At 68.3% G+C, this 17634-nt stretch carries 25 protein-coding genes; 23 read left to right on the forward strand and 2 right to left on the reverse strand.

The features are described from left to right. Positions 1–70: 70 nt before the first annotated feature. The 11 genes from SD455_RS12410 to SD455_RS12460 all read left to right on the forward strand — a co-directional run bounded on the left by SD455_RS12410 (position 71) and on the right by SD455_RS12460 (position 7091). Positions 71–1696, forward strand: coding sequence for a DNA cytosine methyltransferase (locus SD455_RS12410; protein WP_445508280.1), 1626 nt, complete (start codon positions 71–73; stop codon positions 1694–1696). A gap of 12 nt (positions 1697–1708) precedes the next feature. After that, complete coding sequence (locus SD455_RS12415; protein ID WP_445508281.1) at positions 1709–1939, forward strand: hypothetical protein; 231 nt, start codon at positions 1709–1711, stop codon at positions 1937–1939. Beyond that, positions 1936–2391, forward strand: a complete 456-nt coding sequence (locus SD455_RS12420) for a hypothetical protein (protein ID WP_445508282.1) — start codon at positions 1936–1938, stop codon at positions 2389–2391. The genes SD455_RS12415 and SD455_RS12420 overlap by 4 nt, the downstream gene beginning before the upstream one ends. After that, entirely contained in the window at positions 2388–2756 is a 369-nt protein-coding gene (locus SD455_RS12425) for a hypothetical protein (RefSeq protein WP_445508283.1), read from the forward strand. The genes SD455_RS12420 and SD455_RS12425 overlap by 4 nt, the downstream gene beginning before the upstream one ends. Continuing rightward, positions 2753–3088 (forward strand): DnaB-like helicase N-terminal domain-containing protein, encoded by a 336-nt coding sequence (locus SD455_RS12430; protein WP_445508284.1) that lies wholly within the window; start codon positions 2753–2755, stop codon positions 3086–3088. The genes SD455_RS12425 and SD455_RS12430 overlap by 4 nt, the downstream gene beginning before the upstream one ends. Continuing rightward, on the forward strand, positions 3078–4070 hold the full coding sequence (locus SD455_RS12435) for a hypothetical protein (protein ID WP_445508285.1): 993 nt from the start codon (positions 3078–3080) through the stop codon (positions 4068–4070). The genes SD455_RS12430 and SD455_RS12435 overlap by 11 nt, the downstream gene beginning before the upstream one ends. 1 nt (position 4071) lies before the next feature. Beyond that, a complete protein-coding gene (locus tag SD455_RS12440; protein ID WP_445508286.1) occupies positions 4072–4434 on the forward strand; it encodes a hypothetical protein in 363 nt (120 codons plus the stop codon). Positions 4435–4880: 446 nt separating this feature from the next. Continuing rightward, entirely contained in the window at positions 4881–5471 is a 591-nt protein-coding gene (locus SD455_RS12445) for an HNH endonuclease (protein WP_445508287.1), read from the forward strand. After that, positions 5468–5842 carry a RusA family crossover junction endodeoxyribonuclease gene (locus SD455_RS12450; protein WP_445508288.1) on the forward strand — a complete coding sequence of 125 codons (375 nt, stop codon included), beginning with the start codon at positions 5468–5470 and terminating at the stop codon, positions 5840–5842. The genes SD455_RS12445 and SD455_RS12450 overlap by 4 nt, the downstream gene beginning before the upstream one ends. Continuing rightward, positions 5839–6486, forward strand: a complete 648-nt coding sequence (locus SD455_RS12455) for an HGGxSTG domain-containing protein (protein WP_445508289.1) — start codon at positions 5839–5841, stop codon at positions 6484–6486. The genes SD455_RS12450 and SD455_RS12455 overlap by 4 nt, the downstream gene beginning before the upstream one ends. Next, entirely contained in the window at positions 6483–7091 is a 609-nt protein-coding gene (locus SD455_RS12460; protein WP_445508290.1) for a DUF7341 domain-containing protein, read from the forward strand. Before SD455_RS12455 ends, SD455_RS12460 begins: the two co-directional genes overlap by 4 nt. Positions 7092–7256: 165 nt before the next feature. Here the strand turns inward: SD455_RS12460 and SD455_RS12465 are convergent, their stop codons facing one another. Then, positions 7257–7877, reverse strand: coding sequence for a restriction endonuclease (locus SD455_RS12465; RefSeq protein WP_445508291.1), 621 nt, complete (start codon positions 7875–7877; stop codon positions 7257–7259). 159 nt (positions 7878–8036) lie between these two features. Here SD455_RS12465 and terL point away from each other — a divergent pair, with 159 nt between their 5' ends. The 3 genes from terL to SD455_RS12480 are packed head-to-tail and all read left to right on the forward strand — an operon-like array spanning position 8037 to position 12161. Continuing rightward, a complete protein-coding gene (terL, locus tag SD455_RS12470) occupies positions 8037–9524 on the forward strand; it encodes a phage terminase large subunit (protein WP_445508292.1) in 1488 nt (495 codons plus the stop codon). A 26-nt stretch (positions 9525–9550) separates the two neighbouring features. After that, positions 9551–11104: a hypothetical protein gene (locus tag SD455_RS12475; protein ID WP_445508293.1), complete on the forward strand. Its 1554-nt coding sequence runs from the start codon at positions 9551–9553 to the stop codon at positions 11102–11104. Positions 11105–11123: 19 nt separating this feature from the next. Further along, positions 11124–12161: a phage minor head protein gene (locus SD455_RS12480; protein WP_445508294.1), complete on the forward strand. Its 1038-nt coding sequence runs from the start codon at positions 11124–11126 to the stop codon at positions 12159–12161. On the opposite strand, the gene SD455_RS12485 is transcribed toward SD455_RS12480, so the two are convergent. After that, positions 12158–12313, reverse strand: coding sequence for a hypothetical protein (locus SD455_RS12485; protein WP_445508295.1), 156 nt, complete (start codon positions 12311–12313; stop codon positions 12158–12160). The two genes, SD455_RS12480 and SD455_RS12485, sit on opposite strands and share 4 nt — an antisense overlap. Positions 12314–12347: 34 nt before the next feature. Between SD455_RS12485 and SD455_RS12490 the strand changes: the two genes are divergently transcribed. The 9 genes from SD455_RS12490 to SD455_RS12530 are packed head-to-tail and all read left to right on the forward strand — an operon-like array spanning position 12348 to position 17589. Then, complete coding sequence (locus SD455_RS12490) at positions 12348–13589, forward strand: hypothetical protein (RefSeq protein ID WP_445508296.1); 1242 nt, start codon at positions 12348–12350, stop codon at positions 13587–13589. Positions 13590–13591: 2 nt separating this feature from the next. Continuing rightward, on the forward strand, positions 13592–13942 hold the full coding sequence (locus SD455_RS12495) for a capsid cement protein (RefSeq protein ID WP_445508297.1): 351 nt from the start codon (positions 13592–13594) through the stop codon (positions 13940–13942). 37 nt (positions 13943–13979) lie between these two features. Then, positions 13980–15074 (forward strand): phage major capsid protein, encoded by a 1095-nt coding sequence (locus SD455_RS12500; protein WP_445508298.1) that lies wholly within the window; start codon positions 13980–13982, stop codon positions 15072–15074. Positions 15075–15125: 51 nt separating this feature from the next. Then, complete coding sequence (locus SD455_RS12505; RefSeq protein WP_445508299.1) at positions 15126–15491, forward strand: hypothetical protein; 366 nt, start codon at positions 15126–15128, stop codon at positions 15489–15491. A gap of 20 nt (positions 15492–15511) precedes the next feature. After that, on the forward strand, positions 15512–15937 hold the full coding sequence (locus tag SD455_RS12510) for a DUF6093 family protein (protein WP_445508318.1): 426 nt from the start codon (positions 15512–15514) through the stop codon (positions 15935–15937). 3 nt (positions 15938–15940) lie between these two features. Then, positions 15941–16282: an HK97-gp10 family putative phage morphogenesis protein gene (locus SD455_RS12515; RefSeq protein ID WP_445508300.1), complete on the forward strand. Its 342-nt coding sequence runs from the start codon at positions 15941–15943 to the stop codon at positions 16280–16282. Next, complete coding sequence (locus tag SD455_RS12520) at positions 16279–16731, forward strand: hypothetical protein (RefSeq protein ID WP_445508301.1); 453 nt, start codon at positions 16279–16281, stop codon at positions 16729–16731. Before SD455_RS12515 ends, SD455_RS12520 begins: the two co-directional genes overlap by 4 nt. 22 nt (positions 16732–16753) lie before the next feature. Further along, positions 16754–17041 (forward strand): hypothetical protein, encoded by a 288-nt coding sequence (locus tag SD455_RS12525; protein WP_445508302.1) that lies wholly within the window; start codon positions 16754–16756, stop codon positions 17039–17041. Between the two features lie 2 nt (positions 17042–17043). Beyond that, on the forward strand, positions 17044–17589 hold the full coding sequence (locus SD455_RS12530) for a phage tail tube protein (RefSeq protein WP_445508303.1): 546 nt from the start codon (positions 17044–17046) through the stop codon (positions 17587–17589). The last annotated feature ends 45 nt before the right edge of the window (positions 17590–17634 follow it).

Here is a 17634-nt window from a genome sequence, read left to right on the forward strand (position 1 = left end):
GACCGCACACGAGAGAGAACGCTAGCCCCTGCCGATGGTGGGGGCTTTTCTATGGCCAGAAGGAGACACCGTGATCACCCTGACTGATATGTTCTGCGGCGCCGGTGGGAGCAGCACAGGCGCCCTCGAAGTCCCGGGCATCGAGGTGCGCACCGCGATGAACCACTGGGACCGCGCCATCGAGACCCACAACACCAACCACCCCACCACCGACCACGTCCACGCGGACATCTCCCAGGTCGATCCCCGCTACGTGGGCCGCTCAGACATCCTCTGGGCCTCCCCGGAGTGCACCAACCACAGCGTGGCGAAGGGGCGCCGGCGGGCTACCAACCAGCCGGACCTGTTCACCGGGGAGACCATCGCCGACGAGGCCGCGGAACGGTCTCGGGCCACCATGTGGGACGTCCCGAGGTTCGCCGAGCACCACGACTACCAGGTCATCATCACCGAGAACGTGGTCGACGCCGCCCGATGGGTGATGTGGGACGCCTGGCTCCACGCCATGGACAGCCTCGGCTACGACCACCACGTCGTCTACCTGAACAGCATGCACGCTCAGGCGTACGGGCTCCCCGCCCCGCAGTCCCGGGATCGCATGTACGTGGTGTTCTGGAAGAAGGGCAACCCAGCGCCAGACTTCGACGCGCTGCGCCCCTGGGCGGAGTGCGACACCTGCGGGCCCGTCCAGGCTGTCCAGTCCTTCAAGAACCCGGCCAGCAGGTGGGGCCGGTACCGGGCCCAGTACGTCTACCGGTGCCCCAACACCACGTGCCGTCACTCCATCGTGGAGCCCGGGTGGCTGCCTGCCGCGTCCGCGATCGACTGGTCCATCCGGGGTCAGCGCATCGGAGACCGCGCCCGTCCCCTGGCCGAGAAGACAATGCGCCGCATCCGCGCCGGCCTGGCGAAATACGCCGGCCACAGGATGGGTGAGGGGTATCGTCCGCCGCTGATCGTGAACAACCTCTCCGGCAATGACGCTGGCCGGGCAGCGACCGCCTGGGATCCGCTGCGCACCCTGGTGGCCGGCGGGCTCCACGAGTCGCTGCTCGTGCCGGTGGAAGGCCGGGACGGCAAGGACGCCCGGGCGGTGCACGAGGTGATGCGCACCCAGACCACCCGCAACGAGACCGGCATCCTCACCCCTACGTTTCTCACTCAGTTCCGGGAGAGGGTCCGAGATCTGGACCCTTACGGCCAGCCCCTCAACACGATCGTGGCGGATGGTGCGAACTACGGCATGGTCACCCCGGCCTACGTGATGCGGAACAACTCGAGCACCGGCGACGGCGCTGAGATGGTCACCCCGGCCGACGAGGCGCTGCGGACACTGACGACGAAGGGCCACCAGTCGCTGGTCACCCCGGCGGTGCGCAACGCCATGGTCACTACCATGCGCGGCACCAGCCCCGGCCAGCTCGAGGCATCATCTCGCCCCGCAGACCAGCCCATCGGCACACTCACCGCCGGCGGGAGCCACCACGGACTCACCGCCTACGAACCTGACGTGGTGGAAGTCGAGTCGGCCGAGTTCCGGATGCTGCAGCCCCACGAGATCACCTGGGGCATGAGCTTCCCCCGCGACTACGTGATGCTCGGCAACAAGCGCGAGCAGGTCAAGCTCGCCGGAAACGCCGTCACCCCACCAGCGGCACGCGACCTCATCGCCATCGCCGCCGCCACCCTCAACTGACAGGAGCCACGCATGCCCATCAGCCCAGCAGAAGCCAAGCCCCTGAAAGAGGCGGTCGCAGAGTTCGCCAACATGTCCGCGAGCCTCCGCGCCTTGGAGGCCGACGAGCTCTGGTGCCAGGCCGAGGGCCGGACGCCCGGCCCGAACCTGCTCGCCCTGCTCGACGCTGCCCGCATCAAATGGCGCAAGGCCCACACCCGCGTCTACAAGCTCATCGACGACATGACCGAGGAGAAGCCATGACCACCACCGCGCAGAAGCTCGACCGGGCACGAAAGCGACTCGCCGTACTTGACGCTCAGTGGGAATCCACCGGCCTGCCCCGCGACCCCGGAGCGCTATCAGGCGTCAAGGGGTACACGCGTGACCGCCAGGTGAAGGACATCAAGCGCTCAACCCGGATCGCCAGCGAGTCCGTGCGCCTGCGTGAGGAAATTCGCGCACTGGAGCACCGGATCAGCCACGAGCAGGCCGAGGCCGAAGCGAACGAGGCCGCCACCGTGGACCTCGAACGCCTCCGCCCGGGTGACCTCATCCGGTACCGCAGCCACGGGCAAAGTGTCGGCAACTGGCTCCGCGTCAAGCGCGTCAATGCCAAGACCGTCACCTGTCAGGAGTCCGGGCCAGGCATGGACCCGCCCCGCATCCCACACGACCGCATCGTCGAAACCCGACACCAGGAGGACGCGCCATGAGCACCGTGTACGAGATCGTGTGCCGCAACCCTGCCGCCCACCCACCACGGACCATCGCCACCATCACCGACCTCGAAGCCCTCGACACCTGGACCTGCACCCCGCAGACCCACGACCTGTCCGGCGCCCGGAAGGCACGCGACGGGTACAGGTTCTCCTGCCGGTGCGGGGAGCACGTCGCCTGCCACCGTGGCGACCTCCACGCCGCCCTGCACCGGCTCAGCCAGGAGGGCCGGCGGGTCATCACCCTCCACGGCATCAGGTACCTACGCCGTCTGGAGCACGACCCGGTGCGGCCACCACAACCCCTCGAGCCCCTGGCAGACGCCAGGGGCTTTCTCGTACCGGAAGGAGCCCGACCATGACACAACCACCACCCGATCACGTCCCGGACCCGATGGAGGACCAGGAGGACCGGGCCATCATCTCCACCCTCCTCATGGAGGGCGCCCCAGCCGTCGAGACCTTCCAATACGTCGACCTCGGACCAGCCGACTTCACCGACTGGCGACACCGGCTCATCGTGCTGGCCGCATTCGACCTCCACGCCGCCGGGGAACCCATCAACGTGATGAGCATCGGCGGCGCCCTGTTCGACCAGGGAGCCCTGGTCCCCATGGGCGAGTACGAATACCTGCACGAGCTGGCCATGGACTACTACACCGACCCCGAGAGGAGCACCGACGATGGCACGTGAGCAGGCCAACCTGCGCCTCGACATCTGGACCGACCAGGACTGGCGGGACCTCTCAGCCTCCGAGCAGTGGCTGTACATGCTCCTGCTGTCCCACCCGTCCCTGTCGTACGCGGGGGTCGCAGACTGGCGCCCCGGGCGACTGGCCGCCCTCTCCGGGTCTACCGGGCGGGCAGACGTGGAGCGCATCGGGCAGATGCTTCAGGGGAAGAAGTTCATTCTCATCGACGAGGAGACCGAAGAGGTGCTGGTCCGGTCGTTCCTGAAGCATGACGGCGTCCTCAAGCAGCCGAAGCTGTCCGTGTCGATGGTCAACGCGTTCGGGGAGATCGCCTCAGTCAGCATCCGGAAGGTGATCATCCACGAGCTGCACAAAGTGCGTGATCGGCACCCCGACTGGAGGGGCATTCAGCATGATCGGGTGGTGGCTCTGATGGATCAGCCAGCGGCTCCGATCGAAGAATTTACCCATAGCGTTACCCCTGGGTTTACCCCTGAACTTACCCATAGCTTTACCCCTGACCTTACCCATGGGTTTACCCCAAACGGCGACCAAGGCCAGGCCCTGCGCACAGCTACAGCTACATCTACATCTACTTCACCACCTAAAGGTGGTGAAAGGGGGTCTGGGGGAAAACAGACCAAGAAGCCAGCTCGACCACTCCCACCCGACTGGCAGCCAACCGACGAACACCAGCAGCGCGCACACACCAACGGCGTCGACCTGAACCGCGAAGCCGAACAGTTCCGGCTCCACGCCGAAGCCAACGACCGCCGGTGCGTCAACTGGAACTCCGCCTTCACCATGTGGCTCAACAAAGCCCAAGACCACGCCGGGTCCCGACCACGGCTCACCGGCCCAGAGCGGCAGCACCAGATCAGCGCCGAACGCCACGAGCGCATCACACAGGGCCAGTTCGGCCCACGCCCCGAAGTCGAGAACGACCCGGCCCTCTGGATGCCCCGACAGATCGAGGAAGCATGACATGACCCCCGCAGAAGCCAACGCCCTCCTGGCCTACGCCCGAGGGCTCGACAACCTCATCCCGAACACCGACGCCAACGCCGACACCTGGGCGCGCAGCCTCGCCAGCATTCCCCTCGAAGCTGGACGGGTCATCGTCCAGGACTACTACGGCCGCCACCACAGCCCCGACGAGATGAAGCCCATCACCCCCGCGCAGGTCCGCCGGCTCTACCAGAACCGGGCCGCATCGTTCGAGGCCAAACAGCGCGCCACCAAGGCACTGCCCCGGCCGAGCAAGAAAGGCCCGCCCCGGAGGTTCATCGAACAGATGCAGCGCCTCGGCTACCTCACTGACCGCGACAAGGCCCAGTACCGCCCCTGACCCACCAGCACCCCACCCGCACCCTGCGAGCCCCGGAGAACGGCACACAGCCGCCCGGGGCTCTACTCATGCCCAGGAGGAGGCCCCGCCGTGTTCGAGCCCGCCACACCCCACTCACTGAAACTCCGATGCACCACCTGCGGACGCACCGGCTACCCCGACGGCCAATGGATGGACTCATGCCAAGCCGGACACCCCCACCAGTGCGAGCACTGCGGACGCGTCTTCACCAGCCGATCCGGCCTCAGCGCCCACCAGCGCCCACGCCGCACGCGAAGAGACTGACCATGCGCTGCCGCAAGCACCGCTACCGCGACCGCATCGCCGCCCAGCTCGCCCTCGCCACCATCCGACGCAAGGACCGCCCCCCAAGCCGCCGAACGCCGCGCCTACCGATGCCCACGCTGCCGCGGCTGGCACCTCACATCCCAAACCAGGAGAACCACATGACCACCGCAGCCGAACACCGACAGTGTTCATTCGACGGATGCGACCGAAAACATCGGGCACGAGGCTGGTGCGACACCCACTGGCAGCAGTGGCGAGCCGGACGCCCCATGCGACCAATCCGACCCCAGGGGAACAGCCTGGAATCCAAACTCCAGCGCCGGACGGACAAGACCAGCACCTGCTGGATCTGGACGGGATCTAAGGTCTCCAGCGGATACGGGAACATCCACCACGCACGAACCTGGCACTACGCCCACCGAGTCGCTTACGAACTGGCGCACGGACCCATCCCCGACGGCATGGTCATCGACCACCTCTGCTGGAACCGCGCATGCGTCAACCCCGACCACCTACGCGCCGTTCCACAGCAGCTCAACGCCCAGAACCTTCAGGGCGCCACGTCCCGCAGTAGCACCGGGCTCCGAGGCGTCACCTGGGACCGCCATAGAGGCGCATGGGCGGCCTACGGAAAACGCAACGGCCGGACGGTCTACATCGGCCGCTACGCCACCGCGCAAGAAGCCGACGAAGCGGCCAAAGCATGGCGCGCAGAGCACTACCCCGGAGCCCAGGAGCGTCCCGCATGATCACGATCACCGTCCCAGGAAGGCCCATCCCGAAAGGGCGACCACGACTCGGAAAGGGCGGTCGAACCTACACCCCGCGAACCACCCTTGCCCACGAACGAACCATCGGCTGGCTGTACCGATCCCACGGTCACCCAAAGCTCGCCGGGGACCTCCACCTAGCCATCCACTTCATCATGCCTAACCGGAGGCGGGTCGACATCGACAACCTGGCCAAGACAGTCCTTGACGGACTCAACGGCATCGCCTACGAGGACGACGCCCAAGTTACCCGACTCACCGCAGTGAAATCCGTCGGGGAACCCTGCACCGTCATCACCCTCGGAGCCACCAACCCCGTGAACCATGACCAAGGAGGCGCAACCCTATGAGCCCCACACAGTGCGGCGCGAAGAAGCGCGACGGCACCCCCTGCAAGCTGCCGCCCATGCGGGACGCGACCCGGTGCAGGCTCCATGGTGGGAAGTCTCCCAGGGCGCAGGCGAAGGCGGCTGAGCGGCGTCAGCAGGCTGAGATCATGCGCGCCCTCGGCGAGGTGCCGGACCAGAACGTAGACCCGGCTGAGGCGCTTCTGCGGCTGGTGTCCCAGAAGTTCGCGGAGGTCGCGTGGTTGCGGTCGATGGTGGAGCAGATCGACACCCACCCCGCCGCCACGACGCATGGTGACGGGGAGCAGTCGGCCCTCGTGTGGGGGCAGACCGCCCACGAGACCGGGATCGGCCCAGAAGGCCCCATCGACAAGCGCACCTGGCAGGCCGGCGCCAACATCTGGTGGAAGCTCCTGCGTGAGGCTGAGGACCAGCTCGCCCGATACTCCACCGCCGCGCTCCGTGCCGGAGTTGAACGCCGCCAGATCGAACTGCAAGAAGCCCAGGCGCTTCACCTGGCGCAGGCCATCCACCGGATCCTCGACGCCCTACACCTCACCGCAGAGCAGGCCCGCCAAGTCCCCACCGTCGTCCCCGAGATCCTGCGTCAGCTGCCCGTCACCACCGCCCAGGAGGACCATCAGTGACCCTGCGAGACAACATCCACCGGCTCGTCCGACCACACATGACCCGGCGACCAGATGGCACGCACGCCACCGTCGATCCGCTCCTGTCCCAGCTCGCCGCCGCCGTCCACACCAGCCGCGGAGGACGCCGAGACAGCAACGAGACACCCCTGCCCGTCAACGCCGCAGCCATGGACCTCTGGGCCGCCCTCGACACCCAGGCCCGCGCCGAAGAGCTCGACCGCACCGGCACCGCCCGCGGCACGCTCGGCGCCATCATCACCCGCTGGGAGACCGAGACCCGCCCCACCACCGTCGCCCACCTCGAGCACGTCACCCTCGACATCATCGACCAGATCACCAGCCTGCTCGACCCTCCCCCGAAGCGCCGCCCCCTCCGGAAGCCCTGCCCCGCCTGCGACCAGACCTGGGTACTCAACAGCGACGGCGACAGGGTCTCCGCCCTCACAGCGGGCACCCACGACGCCGAGGGCGCCATGCTCCCGCCCTCCGAGTACGACGTCGCCTGCTCAGCCTGTGACGCGGTGTGGACCGGTCAGGAGCTCACCTGGTTGCTGCAGGTCATCGCCGACACGCGTGCCGAGGACATCATGCAAGCGTCATAGGGACGTGTTAAGCTAGGAGCACCAGGCCGTAGTGTCTCTACGTTCAGGTGATCCCCTCGACCCCCATGCCACAGGCTGGGGGTTTTCTCATGCCCGGGCGCCTCCCGCCGCTCATCGACCCGACCCCCTGGTGGACGGTAGCGACGGGAGGCCCCACGGCACCCATCACGCATCCGAGCTGCCCTCACCGGCCCGGCCCAACCGAGCAACATGACGACGCTTCAAGTAGTCTTCACCCGCACGATTGATCGCCTCCACCGAGCCATCAAGAGTGAACCGGAACAAGCCAACCCCCATCTGGTCCGCCCAATCCGCAGCTTGGCTCGTGTAGCCAGCGCTGGAGAAAAGCATTCGGTGCTGCGCGTCCACCCCGGCCCCAGCGCCATAGAGAGCCTGGACAACCGGCCGACCAGTCTTCTTCGCCTCAAACTTCACCTGAGCGGCAACACCGCCAAGCCGAGAATCCGTCCCGAGGACGTCGATACCGCTGTCACCGCTGGCTTGCGTAGCTACGGCCTTGGGCCACCCCATGTAGCGCACCCACTCCGCTGCCAGCTCCTCACTCTCATCAGCATCCCGGACGAGGCGGGGCTCCGGTGCGGGGGTGCTCGATGATACTGCGGTGGACCTTCCCTGCGTGACCCCAAGGTAGACGCACAGAATCACTAGTCCGAGGACGATGCCGCCGAGCGAGAGCCAAACCCGGGCGGCATCGGACTCCCCGAGCCCCAGCAATAGAGCAAGACCAACCGCAATTCCAGGACCGAACATGAACACACCCAACATCTCGCTGCATCCGCCAGGAGAACCTTGGGCGTCGTATCCGGACTTCGGCGGGTTGGACGTTGGGGACACAGGGCACCTCACAGTTCAGCGAAGAGTAGGACGAATAGAGCCTAAGGCTTAGCGCAGACAAGTAACACCCATTCTGCGGGAGGTGCCACCATGCCCCCGAGCCTCTGGGACATGGTCGCCGCCCACTTCGAGCCACCCACCCGACGCTGGGCCACCCCCGGCCACATGGCCGTCGACCTCGACCCCCGCACCCGGCAGACCCCCGCCCTCGAACTCATCGACGCCAAGCTCCGTGAGACGTTCGAGACCCCGGACGGTCGGCTCCTGCTCTCCATGCCACCCCAGGAAGGCAAATCCCAGCGCGCCTCCCGCCGGTTCCCGCTCTGGGCACTCACCCAGAACCCCAACCTGCGGATCGCCATCGCCTCATACGAGGCCAACATCGCCCGCAGGTGGGGCCGCGCCATCCGCGACGACCTCACCCAGCACGCCGACCAACTCGGCAACCTCCGGGTACGCGACGACCTCGCCGCCCAGCACGAATGGCAGCTCCACGGGTACGACGGCGGCGTCTTCACCGCCGGCGTCGGTGGCGCCATGACCGGCCGGCCCGTCGACCTGCTCATCATCGACGACCCCATCAAGGGCCGCGAGCAGGCCGACTCCGCCACCATCCGCGCCAAGACCTGGGACTGGTGGACAGACACCGCCCTGACCCGCCTCGCCCCCGGCGCCCCCGTGGTCGTCATCGCCACACGGTGGCACGAGGACGACCTCACCGGCCGGCTCAACGCCCAGGGCGGGTGGGAGCTGCTGAACATCCCCGCCCAGGCCGACCACCGGCCCGAGGACGGCGAACAGGATGTGCTGGGCCGGGAGCCCGGGCAGTTCATGGACTCGGCCCGCGGCCGCACACAGCGGCAGTGGGAGGCACGCAAGGCCGCCTCCGGCCCCAAGACGTGGGCGTCGCTCTACCAGGGGCGGCCCTCCCCCGACGAGGGCGGCATCCTCCCCACCGACTGGGCCACCTACGACCGCCCGTTCCACACGGTCCGCGATGATGGCGCCCACCTGGTGCCCGGCATGGACCGGCCCAACCAGGAGCTCATCATCTCCGGGGACCTCGCCTTCCGGGACACCAGCAGCAGCGACTACGTGGTGCTGCAGGTATGGCTGCGCATCGGGCAGACCTGCTACCTGCTCGACATGGTCCGGCGGCGGATGAACTTCAACACCACCCTCGACGCACTGAGGGGCCTGGTAGCGAAGTGGCCGCAGGCTCACGCCAAGCTCATCGAGGCCCGGGCCAACGGCGACGCAGTGATCAACATGCTGCAACGCGAGATCCCCGGGCTGATCCCAGTGGAGCCGACCGCGTCCAAGACCGCCAGGGCGTCGGCGATCAGCCCGTTCGCGTTCTCCGGCAACGTGGTCCTCCCAGTGGCCCGGCTGCTGCCGAACGTGGAGGAGCTACGCGAGGAAGCACGCAACTTCCCCAACAGCGCCCACGACGACACCATCGACGCCCTGTCACAGGCCATTGACCAGCTGCTGCTCAAGCCCATCGAGGGCGCCCAGCTGGGGCAGGTGGTCGAGCCCGACGAGTTCGAGGACTACACCGTCAGCACCTGGTGGTAACCCACTGACCCTGAGAGGAGGCCCGCGTGCCGCACCCCATGGAACGCCTCGTCTCCGAACAGGACCGTCAGCGGGACCTCGCCGGGGAGCTCGACACCGCCCTGTGGAAGCTCGAGCAGATGCAGGAGTCCTTCGCCCAGCTCGAGCTGCAGCGTGAAGACGCCGGCTGGACCCGGATGGTCCAGGACGGCCAGCAGGACATGTCCCGTGAGGGCATCATCCGGCACGCCCAGCAACACCGGGTGGCGGCCATCGCTGACCCGCTCATCCGCCGCGGCACCCTGCTGACCGCCGCGTACGTGTTCGGGCAGGGTGTCGGCACCCGCGCCGAGGGCGACGACGTCAACACCGTGGTGCAGGGGTTCCTCGACGACGACGTGGTCCGCAAGGTCTTCACCGGGGCGCAGGCCCAGGAGCGCAACCAGGTCGCGCTGGCGACCGATGGGAACATCTTCTACGCGCTGCCGACCGACCCTGTGACCGGGGGTGTGACGATCCGCGACATCCCGCTTGAGGAGGTCGTGGACATCATCACTGACCCGCAGGACCGGGAGTCCGTGTGGTTCTACGTGCGCCGGTGGCAGGAGACCGACCCGGAGACGGGGCGGCTGGTCACCCGCAAGACCGCCTACCCGCAGCTGCGCTACTCGCCGGCGACGAAGCACCGCCGCATCCGGGTGTCCCCGTCGGAGACTGTGCCGGTGCAGTGGGACACCCCGGTGTATCACGTGGCGGTGAATCAGTTGAAGGGCCAGCTGTGGGGCACCGCCGATGTGTTCTCCGCGGTGCCGTGGGCGCGGGGGTACTCGGAGTTCCTGAACGACTGGGCCCGCCTCATGAAGGCGCTCAGCAGGATCGCGTACCGGGTGTCGGGGAAGAACGCGTCCCAGTCACAGCAGATGCGCGCCCAAGCCGCCCACCTGGACCAGGCGCCCGCCGGATCCACCGCGGTCCTCACCGGGGACGCCACCATGGAGCCGATGCCCAAGACTGGGGCCACCATCGACTCCGAGTCCGCCCGGCCCCTGGCCACCATGGTCGCCGCCGCCCTCGGCCTGCCGGTCACCACACTGCTGTCCGACCCGGGCCAGACCGGGGCGAGGGCCGTGGCAGAGACCCTGAACCTGCCCACCAGGCTGATCATGGAAGCCCGCCGGGAGGTGTGGCGGGAGACCCGCCGGCAGATCCTCGAATACGTCATCCTGCAGGCCGTCCGGGCCCCACGTGGTGCGCTGCGCCGCCGCGGCACCGTGGAGCGGGCAGGCGACCGACTCAAGACCCGGTTCCGCAAGTCCAGCGAGGTGACGCTGACGATTGACTTCCCGCCGCTGGACGACACCCCCACCGAGACGATCGTGGAGGCCGTGTCCAAGGCAGACTCCACCGGAACCGTCCCACCCCTGGTGACCCTCGAGCTGCTGCTCCGGGCGCTGAGGGTCAGGGACGTGGACGAGATCCTCGCCTCGGTGACGGACGATGACGGCAACTTCGTGCCACCCATGGCGACGGCCGGGGCGGCTGCTGGGCAGTCCGCGGCGGATGCTCTGCGCCGCGGCGGCAACCCCACCGACTACCTGTGAGGGGGCGTGCCCTGTGGCTGTGACCGACGAGACCAGGCGCATTGCCCGCCTCGGGAAGGACCAGCTCCGGGACCTCACCGACGCGCAAGTCGTCGCACTGACCACCGCCTGGGTGAACCTCTTCGACGACCTCCGCCCCGAATACGAGGACGCCGTCCTCACCCTCGTGGCCGACCACCCGCAAGGCGCCACACCGGCGCAGGCGGCCCAGCACCGGCGCACCATCGAAGCCATGGACCTCACCCGGGAACGCCTCCGCGCACTCGTCGACGAGGCAGACCAGCGAGTCACCGTCGACATTCCCGACGCCGTCCGTGCCGGCGCCGACACCCCCGTAGACATGCTGCGCAGCCAGCTCCCCGAAGCCGCCACGGCCGGGATCACGATCAGCTTCAACAGTGTGGACCCCCAGTCGCTGGCGCAGATCATCACCCGGGTCACCAGCCGAATAAGCTCCCGGCTCGACCCGCTCGCCGAGGACATGGAAGACGCGATCCGCCGGGAGCTCACCCGCGGGATCGCCGCCGGCGCCAACCCCCGAGAGGTCGCACGCCGCACCCTCACCCGAGTGGAAGGCGCCTTCAACGGGGGCCTCGCCAGGGCCACCAGGATCGCTCGAACCGAGATGCTCGACGCCAACAGGGGCGGCTCCCAGGCCGCCGCACTGGCCAACGAGGACCTCATCACCGGGCAGCTGTGGATGGCGACCCTGGACGCCCGCACCTGCATGTCCTGCATCGACATGCACGGCACCGAGTTCCCGGCCGACGCATTCGGACCGCTGGACCACCCGAACGGCCGGTGCACGTTCATCGCGAAGCTGCGCCCCTGGGCCGAGCTGGGGATCGACGCCCCCGAACCACCGGACATGATGCCGGACGCTCACGAGTGGTTCGAAGGGCTCACCGAGGACACCCAGCGGGCCATGCTCGGCCCCAGGCGGTGGGAGCTCTGGCAGGCCGGGGACATCAGCTGGGGTGACTTCGCGGTCCGCCGGGAGAACCCCGACTGGCGGGCCGCCTACTACGAACGGCCGGCACGGGACCTGGGGGCCTAGTCCCACTGGCTGGGCCGGTACACCAGCGCCCCGCACACCTTGCATTCGGACCACATGCGGGCCCCTTCGCGCAGGTCGATGCCGCGCAGCCGCAGCTCACCGGTGCACCCCTCGGCGGAGCACATGCCGTCTTGCGGGTCGACCTGCCACATGCCCATCAGAGTAACCCTCGGAGAGGAAACCGTCATGACCACGACCACCGTCACGGAGTCGCTGGGCGCCCTGCAGGCCACCGAGCGCTCCGGGCTCATGCGCCTGCGCATCATCACCGAAGGTCAGGGCTCATCCGCGAACTACCCGGCCGAGGGGATCGTCGCGTCCGTGGCAGCCTTCCCTGCCGGGACCCACATCCACTACGACCACCCGACCGTCACGGAGGCGCAAGAGCGCCCAGAGCGGTCCGTGCTCACCCTCGCCGGGGCATTCGAGACAGACGCGGAGGTGGTCGACGTCGAAGAGGGTGGCCGCACGGTGAAGGCCCTCGAGACGTGGTTCCGTCCACTGCCCTCTGAGTACCAGGTCATCAAGGAACGCAAGGACATCATCGGCGCGTCGATCCGGGCGGCCGCTGAGGTCGACGATGACGGCAACGTGGTCCGCATTACCGAGGCGCACAGCGTCGACCTGGTGACTCGTGCTGGCCGCGGGGGACGCATCACTGAGGTGATCGAGTCCGCCCGCCGGGAGATCGCGGAGCGCAACGGGCTGGACTACCAGCCCCGCCACGCCGCGACCGTCACAGAGGCGACCAGCAACGATGTCCGCCGCTACCTCTCCGACGCCGTCGACACCACCTATGAGACCGAGGACCAGATGGCGTTCCTCGAGGACTACGACGACACCTACGTGTACGTCCGGCTGGTCCGCTTCGACGGTGACTCCCGTGTGCGTTCGCAGTTCCGGCAGGCGTACAGCCTCGACGGCGTCAACGTGTCCCTCACCGGCGAACCACACGAGGTGCGGCCCGAGACGGTCTACACCCCCACCAGTCCTGAGCCTGACAACCCCGTCCAGGAATCGACCGCTACCGCAGGAGGAACCATGGTCGACATCAACGAGAGCGAGCTCTCGAAGCTCCGCGAGTCTGCGGAGCGGTACGAGACCGAGAAGGCCCGCGCCGACCAGGCCGAGCAGGCCCTGGCCGAAGCACTGGCCGAGCGCACCCGCGCCCAGGCCGAGACCATCGTGGCCGAGGCGTTCGAAGGGATCGACGCCCCCAAGGCGAAGGCCAGGCTCATCGAGGCCGCCACCACCGGCGACACCTTCGACCCCGAGGCGTTCAAGGCTGAGGCGGTCGAGTCTGCCGCCGAGTTCACCCCCGCCGGACCCACCGTGACCGGCTTCGGCAACACCACCCCCACCCCCGCCAGTGAGGCCGAGACGGTCTCCGACGACGACATCGTCAAGATCCTGAAGGAGGCCCGCTGACCATGGCTACCAATCAGCGCTACGGACCCCGCGCCGACCACATCGCCCTCACCGCCACCGAGGCTGTCAGCTCCGGTGACCCCGTCGTCATCGGCGCGGTCGCCGGTGTCGCCAAGATCGACGCCGCTGCCGGCGACCGGGTCACCGTGTGGACCGTGGGGTCCTACGACCTGACCGTCGACGGTGCCGCATCCGAGGGCGACGTAGTCTTCTACGACGCCGGCGCCCTCAACACTTCCGGGGCCGGTGTCCCGTTCGGTGTCTCCCTCGGGGAGAAGCCCGCCGGAGAGGACACCCTCGAGGTCCGCCCGTTCGGATTCGTCGCCCCGGCGCCTGACGCCGGCGGCGAGTGACCCCAGCACCACACACCAGGAAAGGAACCAGGCCATCATGAATGCTGTCCTGAGCAACGTGCTGGAGTCCGCAGGCTTCCGCACCGCCACCACCCGCGATCGGAAGGTCCTCGAGGCCGCCCGGCTCTTCGCCGAGGGCTACTCCGGCCGCTCCCACACCGCCACCGCCCTCCTCAAGGAGGCCTTCACCACCTCGGACTTCCCCGCCCTGCTGGGTGAGGCGTTCGAGCGTGAAGCCCGGGCCGCCTACCGGGAGGTCTCCGATGAGACCGCCCCGATCGCCCGGCGCGAGTCTGTCGTGGACTTCCGCCCCAAGCGTCTGGTCGACGTGTTCGGCGAGACCTACTTCGAGGAAGTCGGAGAGGGCGAGGAGTACAAGTCCGATAACCCGCTGCGCGACACGGAGATCGAGTTCCAGGTCTCCAAGTGGGGCCGCAACTACGGGCTCACCTGGGAGCGGTGGCTCAACGGGGACTTCTCCAACCTGGCCGACTTCCCCGGGATCCTCGGCCGGGGTGCGGCCAACACCCGCAACCGGCTGGTGTACCGCAACCTGGTCTCTGAGGACGGCACCCTCAACGACGGGTACTTCTCCGAGACGTCCACCGCCGCGCTGGGCTTCCAGTCGCTGAAGGACGCGAAGCAGCACGCCATCGAGGCCGACAACGTGCGCGGTGACGGGCCCATCGACGCGTCCACCCTGGTGCTGGTGGTCCCCCCGTCCCTCGAGGAGACCGCCCGGGCGCTGACCGAGTCCCGCCGGGTCACCGAGACCTTCGATGACGGGGGCACCATCCGGGAGATCGAGCGGACCAACACTCTGGCTGGGATCCAGGTGCAGGCCAGCCATGAGTTCTCCAGGCTGCTGGACACGGGCATCCGCCACACCGCGTGGGCCCTGGTGCCGGGTGCGGTGACGCAGAACCCGGCGCTGATTCTGGCGTCTCTGGCGGGTCACCCGGAGGTCGACATCCGCACGAAGCGTGACCAGGGCGAGCGTGTCGGCGGCGGCCAGGTCGGTTACCAGGAAGGCAGCTTCGACAACGACACGATCTGGTACCGCGGCCGTTCCGTGATCGGGTCGGCTGCCGCGTTCACGGAGGGCACTTACGCCTCCACTGGCGCGGCCTGACCATCACTGAGCACCTGACGAGGGCCACCAAGCCCGGAAAGGAAGGACACCATGCCGACCGAATCCGGAGCCGTGGCCGTCGTCAGGCTCCGCATCAGCGACACCTCCACCGACCCGAACGAGCAGCTGCTCACAGACGACCAGCTCACCCTGCTGCTCGGCGAGCACGACGGGTCCACCTACCGGGCCGCCGCGGACGCGCTGCGCACCATCGCGGCCTCCGAGGTGCTGGTCTCCAAGAAGATCAGGACGCAAGATCTCTCGACCGATGGTCCAGCAGTGGCCGCTTCCCTGCGGGCCCTGGCGGACGACTACGACGCCAAGGCCGACGCGGAGGAGGCCGAGTCCATCGGCGCCCTGCACATTGTGGGCTTCGGCGGCCGGGGCCGGCTCGAGGCTGAGGGGTGGCGACAGTGACACCGCTCCCCCGCACCACCATGATCCCCGATAGCTGGTCAGCCCATCACCAGCCATCCGTGGAGACCGCGATGCGGTCCCGGGTGGACATCCTGCTCCCCGTCGACCAGATCCCCACCCCGGTCTGGCCAGAGACCCCCGAGGACGTGGACGACGTCGCCGTCCCGGGGGTGCACGCCAGGATGCGCGCCCTGTCCACCGGCAACACCATGGCGCCCTCCGAGCAGTCCAACGACTCCCAGGACTACCTGGTGCAGGTCCCAGCCTCAGCGCTGCCGAACATCCTCATCGGCCAGAACGGGCACCGACTCCGCGTCGTGGAGAACACCGAACAGCCCCAGCTGGTGGGCCGTGTCCTGTCCATCCAGGGGCTACTGGGAGGCACGGAGGCGTTCAACGCCGACCTCCTGGCCAGAGACCACGTCACCCAGACCCAGGCGGGCTGAGCGGTGGCAGGCTCCGAGCTGCGCGCCCTCTCCGCCTCCCTCGGGCAGGCTGGGCCGAAAGTACGACAGCAGGCGTCCCAGGTAGTCCGACGGTCCGCCCTGGCCGTCCAGAACCACGCCCGCGCCGTCGCGCCCGTCGATACCGGGTTCCACCGCTCCGCGATCCAAACTTCCGTCACCGGCGACGGGCTCTCCGCCGCGGTAACAGCGCACGCCCACTACGCCATCTACCTCGAGTACGGGACCTCCAAGATGGCTCCCCGCCCAGCCATGGGCCCGGCGGCCGACGCGGTCGCCCCGTCCTTCGAGGCCGCCATGGGACAGATCGGAGGCGACATCATATGACCGCCCCCACCATGCGGGACGTGTACAGCACCGTCACCGACGCCCTGGCCGACATCCAGGGACTCGCCCCGGACCGGGTCTTCCACGGGCACGTCCCCGACCAGGTCCCCGAAGACAGCGCCGGGAGGGTACTCCCCTACGTGGCCGTCTGGCCCCGCGTCCCGGTCCCCGTGGACGACGAGCCGGTCAACCAGGTGCAGTCCCGGGAAGGGCTGGCCTTCCTGTTCCAGACCACCTGTGTGGCCGCCGACATCTTCGACCAGCTCTACCCGATGGTCGACGTGGTCGCGGACCGGCTCACCGGGTTGCAGGTCGGGGCCGGGGTCGTCCGCCATGAGTCCAGCCTGCAGTCGTCCATGTTCCTGGGCGGCGGGGAATTCCTGGTCGACCCGGATGTGTCCCCGGCCCGGTACTTCGTGCCGCTGCGCTGGTACCTCACCACCCAGTAAGCCCCCGCCCCCTTTGGAGGTCATGTTGTCTCATCACATCGAGGACGGCCGCGTGTGGGCCGTCGATAAGCGCACCGGCGAGAAGCGCCGCGTGAAGCGCCACATCATCCGGTACTCGCGTCACCTGGTTCTGGCCCCGTCCGCCCGGGCCGCCGACACCAAGGCGGCTGGCGAGAAGCCCAAGCCGAAGCGGAAGCAGTCCACCCGCCGCAAGCAGGTCACCGAGCCTGCGAAGAGTCCTGAGCCTGACACCACCGAGCCGGTCACCGAGCCGGAGACCACTGACACCCCTGACAGCAAGGAGAGCTGATCATGCCTCAGACCACCGGCCCCCGTGTCCTGGCCGAACAGATGATGTCCCTCGTCGTGCTGACCGACTACACCGGTCCGCTCGACGTCATCCCCGCCGACGTGATCAACGACGGGCTGCAGGCGTCCTGCCGTGCCGTCGCCGCTGACACCCGACTGTCCCCCACTGACTCGGACACCCTGACCGACAATGCGGTGTGCGAGCCCGCCAATGCCCAGGCCCTGGGCGCGTCCAACTACGAGGCCCGCATGGGCATCTACCGGTACCCGGACGAGACCAACCCGGGTGAGCACTCGGAGCAGTACGACGAGGTGTTCCAGGCGCTCAAGGAGAAGGGCACCGAGGTCGTCGTCGTGAAGCGTGACCTCGGCCTGCGATGGGACGCCCCGTTCGAGGCGGGCCAGGAGATCGAGGCCTACCGGGTGACCACGGACTGGCCGCAGGCCCCGCAGGACCGTACCGGCTACCAGAAGCGGGTCATCCCGCTGCCGGTGTCGGATGCTCGGGTGAACGCCGTGGTCGGCGAGCCCGAGGGCACTGGCGAGTGATCCGGCGGTCCCGTTGATCTCCGTGGCCGGGAGTAGTTTGTCAGG

The sequence above is a fragment of the Nesterenkonia sp. K-15-9-6 genome (assembly GCF_052656005.1).